At 66.7% G+C, this 4,564-nt stretch carries 5 protein-coding genes and 1 pseudogene; 1 reads left to right on the top strand and 5 read right to left on the bottom strand.

Annotated elements, in window-relative coordinates; all coding sequences use genetic code 11:
- The 4 genes and pseudogenes from GKO32_RS37625 to GKO32_RS39595 form a co-directional block, all read right to left on the bottom strand.
- Window positions 1–1,301, bottom strand: a pseudogene (locus tag GKO32_RS37625) (tyrosine-type recombinase/integrase); the annotation flags it as partial.
- Window positions 1,301–1,552: a helix-turn-helix transcriptional regulator gene (locus tag GKO32_RS37620; protein WP_312869280.1), complete on the bottom strand. Its 252-nt coding sequence runs from the start codon at window positions 1,550–1,552 to the stop codon at window positions 1,301–1,303. The gene GKO32_RS37620 and the pseudogene GKO32_RS37625, both read right to left, overlap by 1 nt.
- A 328-nt stretch (window positions 1,553–1,880) precedes the next feature.
- Window positions 1,881–2,804 carry a hypothetical protein gene (locus GKO32_RS39600; RefSeq protein ID WP_246245360.1) on the bottom strand — a complete coding sequence of 308 codons (924 nt, stop codon included), beginning with the start codon at window positions 2,802–2,804 and terminating at the stop codon, window positions 1,881–1,883.
- Window positions 2,805–2,879: 75 nt separating this feature from the next.
- The gene (locus tag GKO32_RS39595) at window positions 2,880–3,383 is read right to left on the bottom strand and encodes a hypothetical protein (RefSeq protein ID WP_246245358.1); all 504 of its coding nucleotides are present in this window, start codon (window positions 3,381–3,383) and stop codon (window positions 2,880–2,882) included.
- A 312-nt stretch (window positions 3,384–3,695) separates the two neighbouring features.
- Between GKO32_RS39595 and GKO32_RS37610 the strand changes: the two genes are divergently transcribed.
- Entirely contained in the window at window positions 3,696–3,863 is a 168-nt protein-coding gene (locus tag GKO32_RS37610) for a hypothetical protein (protein ID WP_154761679.1), read from the top strand.
- 506 nt (window positions 3,864–4,369) lie between these two features.
- Here GKO32_RS37610 and GKO32_RS40025 read toward each other — a convergent pair.
- The coding region (locus tag GKO32_RS40025; protein WP_154761678.1) for a helix-turn-helix domain-containing protein at window positions 4,370–4,564 on the bottom strand (195 nt) is incomplete at its 5' end.

Here is a 4,564-nt window from a genome sequence, read left to right as displayed (position 1 = left end):
GTCCTGCTCCACTCCAAGGGCCTGCTCGATCCGCGCGTGCGCCGCCGACTCCAGGCCAGCAATCACCTTCGCGTAGATCTGATGCAGGACCGCCACGGAGTGACCAGCCCACTCGGCGCACTGGGTGGACGGCACGCCCGCAGCAAGCCAGGTGGACACGCACGCATGCCGGAGGTCATAGGGCCGCTTCCCGAGCGGCGACGCGTCTTCGGCATCGGTGAGCGCGGCCTTTCGCGCCCGGTCCCAGACGCGGCCGATCGTAGATTCCGCCAGGTCGCCACCGGTCAGGCTTCGGAACAGGCGGCCGTCGCCCGCGGTGCCAAATTTGGCCAGGTGATCGTGCAGAATCGCCGTGAGCGGCGGTGGGCAGGGCACCGACCGGACCTCTCCCCAGCCGCGCTGCTTGAGCTGCCGTCGATCCCGGCGCGCCCCGCTGTCGGTCCACGCCGCGCCGGTCACCGGGGCCGTCTCGGAAAGCAGCAGTTCGCCCCACCGTTTCTCCGGCAGCTGCAAGTCCGACTTTCGCAGCATGGCCACTTCCTCGGGACGCATCGCCGCGTAATACATGCACGCGAAGTACGCGACCAACGCGGGCCCCGCCGAACGGCGCGGTTGGCGTTCGACTCGATGTGCCGCGACGGCTGCCAGCAGCTTTTTCGCCTGCTGATGATTGATGACGGTTCGCTTGTCGATCGCACGCTTCATCTTCGGCGCCGTCCATTTCAGGGTTGAGATTCGGTTCGCGGTCAGCGCTTTCAGTTCAACGGCGTAGTCCAGAGCGTTGTAGATCACGGCCCGTTTGCGATTCACGGTCTTCGCCGCAGCCTGCTTCCCATCGAGCTTGAGCGAGATCTGCTCCATGACTTCCCGCAGAACCGCGTCGTCACTCAGCCGCGATACGGCCACCGTATTCGCGCTGACCCACTTGAGTGCCCGCGCGATCTCCGGCGGCTTCTCCGCGTCCCGTTTCTTCTTGTTGAACGCCCACCCGGTCAGCGCTCGACGGAGAACTCTCGGCTCTGGCATTCCACGCTCGGTCCGCAAGAGTGCCGGCGTCGCAGACGCCAACGCGTCGGCGTTGCCAGCGCGCGACTTTCCGGCCGCCCTTGCAAGCGGTCGAACGCCTCGCCGCGACGCGATGCAGCCACCAGTTCCGAGCGGAAACTGTCCGCAAGCGTCCGGTGGCCGTAGGTTTCGGTGAACTTCTCCCCCGCGACCAGCCATGCAACCCGGTACGTTGTTTTCCGCTTGCCGTGGCGCGTTTCAATTTGCCAGATCTTGACTTTGTATGTCGTGTCCATCAAGCGGCGACCCCGGATTCCTCACGCGACTCAAGCCAGGCGTCGACATCGGAACACCGGATGCGAATCTGCCTGTTCGGCAGTTTGATGCAGCGCGGCGCAAGTCCTTTGATGCGCCAATCGTGGAAAGCGGATTCTGCGATGCCGATTTCCTCGCAGAACTGCTTGATCGTGAAGTAGCGGCTTGCAGTAGCCATCGCGTTTCGGTGCTCCCTGTCGATCGCGTCGGAATGGACCACTGGTCGTGGCATGGCGCCGCCTCCTGTTGGCCCCGCAATGAGCACCAGACCCGCCGACTACTGGCCGTAGCGACGTGCGAGACCTCGGCGGATACGGGGGTGGCAGGCTGGCGCGAGATCTGGGCGGGAGGCCGAAAAAGCCCCGCAAACCCCGCAACCCGTGACCACCGTTTCCCCTGGTCGAGACCCTGCGGGGTGTTGTTCTGCGGGGTTTGCGGGTTTGATTCCGGGGTTTGAGGATTTCAGTCGATGGGTTGGACCCAATAAAGGCGCGACTTGCGATGAGGATCGATCACGCTGTGTAGGACGACGTTGCCGCGCCACCGATCCAGCTGCCCGGTCAGCAGGCGCCCGAGCGACTTGGAAGTGACCAGCTTCCCGCTGTTGGTGGTGGGGAAGGTGCGGGCCCAGGGGTCGGGACCGATGTAGGTCTGGGCGCTCCCCCGTATCTGCTGGGCGGTGAGGGGTTCGGTGCCGTGCAGGTCATGCCAGGCCAGCAGGAACCCCTGCCATTCGGCCGCGTCGTCGTCGAGTTCGCGGCCGTGTTCGGCGTTACCCAGGAACCCGCCGATGTCGTGGTGTTCCAGGAACCCGCCCAACTGTTGGGCCCAGCGGGTGAACTGGCGCATCTGCGGAACGCTGCTGGCGTGGGTGCCCCGGCGGCTGTCCAGTCCAAGATGAGCACGAGCAGGTGCCACAACACGGTGGCCTGGTTGTCCGCCGCGAGGATCCAGGAGTCCAGGTTCGGGATGGTGAACCCGGTCCGCGCCTCCGGGCGCGGGCAGTCCGGATCGAGCCGGACCCACACGGTGCGGGAGGCCATGTCCCCGCCGGTGCGCAGGTTGTTCCCGGTGGCCAGCCACAACCGGTCGTTCGGGAAGGTCGCGGCGGCGTTGGTGCCCAGCTTGCGGTCGGTCCAGGTCCGCTCGGTCACCAGCCACGCCAGCACCGCGGAGTTGATGACGTGGCCCTCTTCAAGATTGTCGAACACGATCGCCCCGCATTGGGCGGCCAGCACGGTGGTGATGGCCTTGCGCAGTTCCTCCTCCGAGTCGGTCCAGGTCAGCACCCGCTGCCCCACCAGCAGCCCGACGCACCCGGCGAGGATGGTCTTGCCGGAGCCGGGCATCGACGCCTCGATCCGCCCGAACGGCGACAGCGACCGGGTGAACGGCCGGATGATCGGGGTGACCAGCAGCGCGAGGTAGTTCGCCCGGTCCGCGTCGCTACGCCAGAGGAAGTCGCGCAGGAACCGCTCCAGCACGAAGTCCCGCGCGTCGGCGACCTGCTCCGCGCTCGGGCGTTCCGGTACGGGCGGCAGGTGGGTATTGGCCGCGAGTTAGAACCCGGTCCCCGGGTCGTAGCCGGGTTCCTGCAACAGGGTTCCGTCCGGCCGGAGGACCGGGGTGGAGATGATCCGGTGCAGCACCGGCAGCCCGGGCCACGAGCGACGCGCGAGCACCGCGGGCAGCACGTGCCCGGCGGGCGAGACTTCGACATCCATGGGTTCGCCTTTCTCGTTGACCTTCTGCTGCACCACATCCGCCTGCTCAGCGAGCAGTGAGGCCAGCAGCGGTGGTTTCAGCGCCGTCGCGGACAGCGGGAGCGCCACGTCCTCGTCCCCGGCCGTCGGGTCGGCCGCGCCGGAGACGGACTCCAGCGCGACCGGCGCCCCGTCGGACACGTAGGTGTCCGGGAGCAGGCGTGCGCCGATCGCGTCGGTGAGCACGCGGATGGTCTCGGGTGCGGCCCCGACCCGCACCCGGGAACGTCCGCCCGCACCGACCGGCCACAGCCGCGACCGCGAGCCCGTCTCGGGCGTGGTGTCCGGGCTGGTGCTCATGGTTCGAACCTCCTTCGCGGATCGGGTACGCGGCTGGGGACAGGTCTGGCTACCAAGAGAACTCCACTTCGGACGGACGGCACCCGCCAGCGGCCAACCCACGGCGAGGTCGGCTGTATTGCGGGATCGGGTTAAGCGCTGCGCAACGGACGTGGTGGTCGCCTTGAAATCGGCACACGGGCATTAGCGGCCAGCGCATGATCGCGACCAATTCGGCTCTGCGAAAGTCGAGCGACGTAAGGGCAGCACAGGAGGCTCCGTGACCCGCAGCCACTCAACGGGCGCCCGCCAGCGTTGTGCAACGCTGGTCGGATGAGCGCAGACTCCGATCCTGTTTTCCTTGATCTTTCAGACTTCGAAGACCGACAGCAGGCGCTGGACCGCGCCTCGAACGGTTGTCCCAAGGGGTATACCAACGTCGCGAAGAAGCACATGACCGGTCACCAGGTCATCTCCATGAAGTTCCTGTTGTTCGGCTAGTTCGTCTCCCGTATCCGGGGGCTGCACGAGGGCACTGTTCGGGAGATCACCGCAGACAATCCGCACGCCGCCCTGCCACTCATTCGCGCCTGGGTCGAAACCATCACGATCGCGCTCTACGTGCTGCGCAACCCGGGCTACGTCGAGTACTTGCTGCACGGGCCAGGTGAGAACCGTCCTGGAAGAAAGAGCTTCGAGGGAATGTTTCACGCGGTGCGCGACGACGCGTCGCAGCTCAAGCTGGTCTACCGGGAATTGTCGGACTACATCCACTTCGGGAGCCTCGCCGTATGGAATGCTCACTCCCCGGTGACGAGCCGCGGACATTGGCGTGGACGGACGCCCCCCGGTGGCGTGATGAGAGGCATTTCCAAGTGGCTTGCGCGCAGGCACACGAACTTGCCGTCGCCGGCCTCGATACTCTCGACAGGCTTGGAGATCTCCTCATCCCGCCCGCGCCGCAGAACACCGGGGACCCCGGAAGGCCCTCTTTGAAGAACTGATCTTCAGCTGCTGCAGGGGTTCACGACGCGGTGACGGGCTCGCCCGCGCACGACCGTCCGTCGAGTGCAGCCCAGTCGCTGTGCGATCTCTCGGGCGGTCAGTCCGAAGCGGGTCAGTTTCACGATGGCCGCGTCGCGCTCCCGTCGCGGCGTCGTGCGGCCCGCGCGTGGCCTGTAGGGGCGGTGGCGGGCCGCTTC

Origin of the sequence: Amycolatopsis pithecellobii, from assembly GCF_009707865.1 — a bacterium.
In the GTDB taxonomy this organism is placed as follows: domain Bacteria; phylum Actinomycetota; class Actinomycetes; order Mycobacteriales; family Pseudonocardiaceae; genus Amycolatopsis_E; species Amycolatopsis_E pithecellobii.
This window is presented reverse-complemented; position numbering and strand designations above follow the sequence as displayed.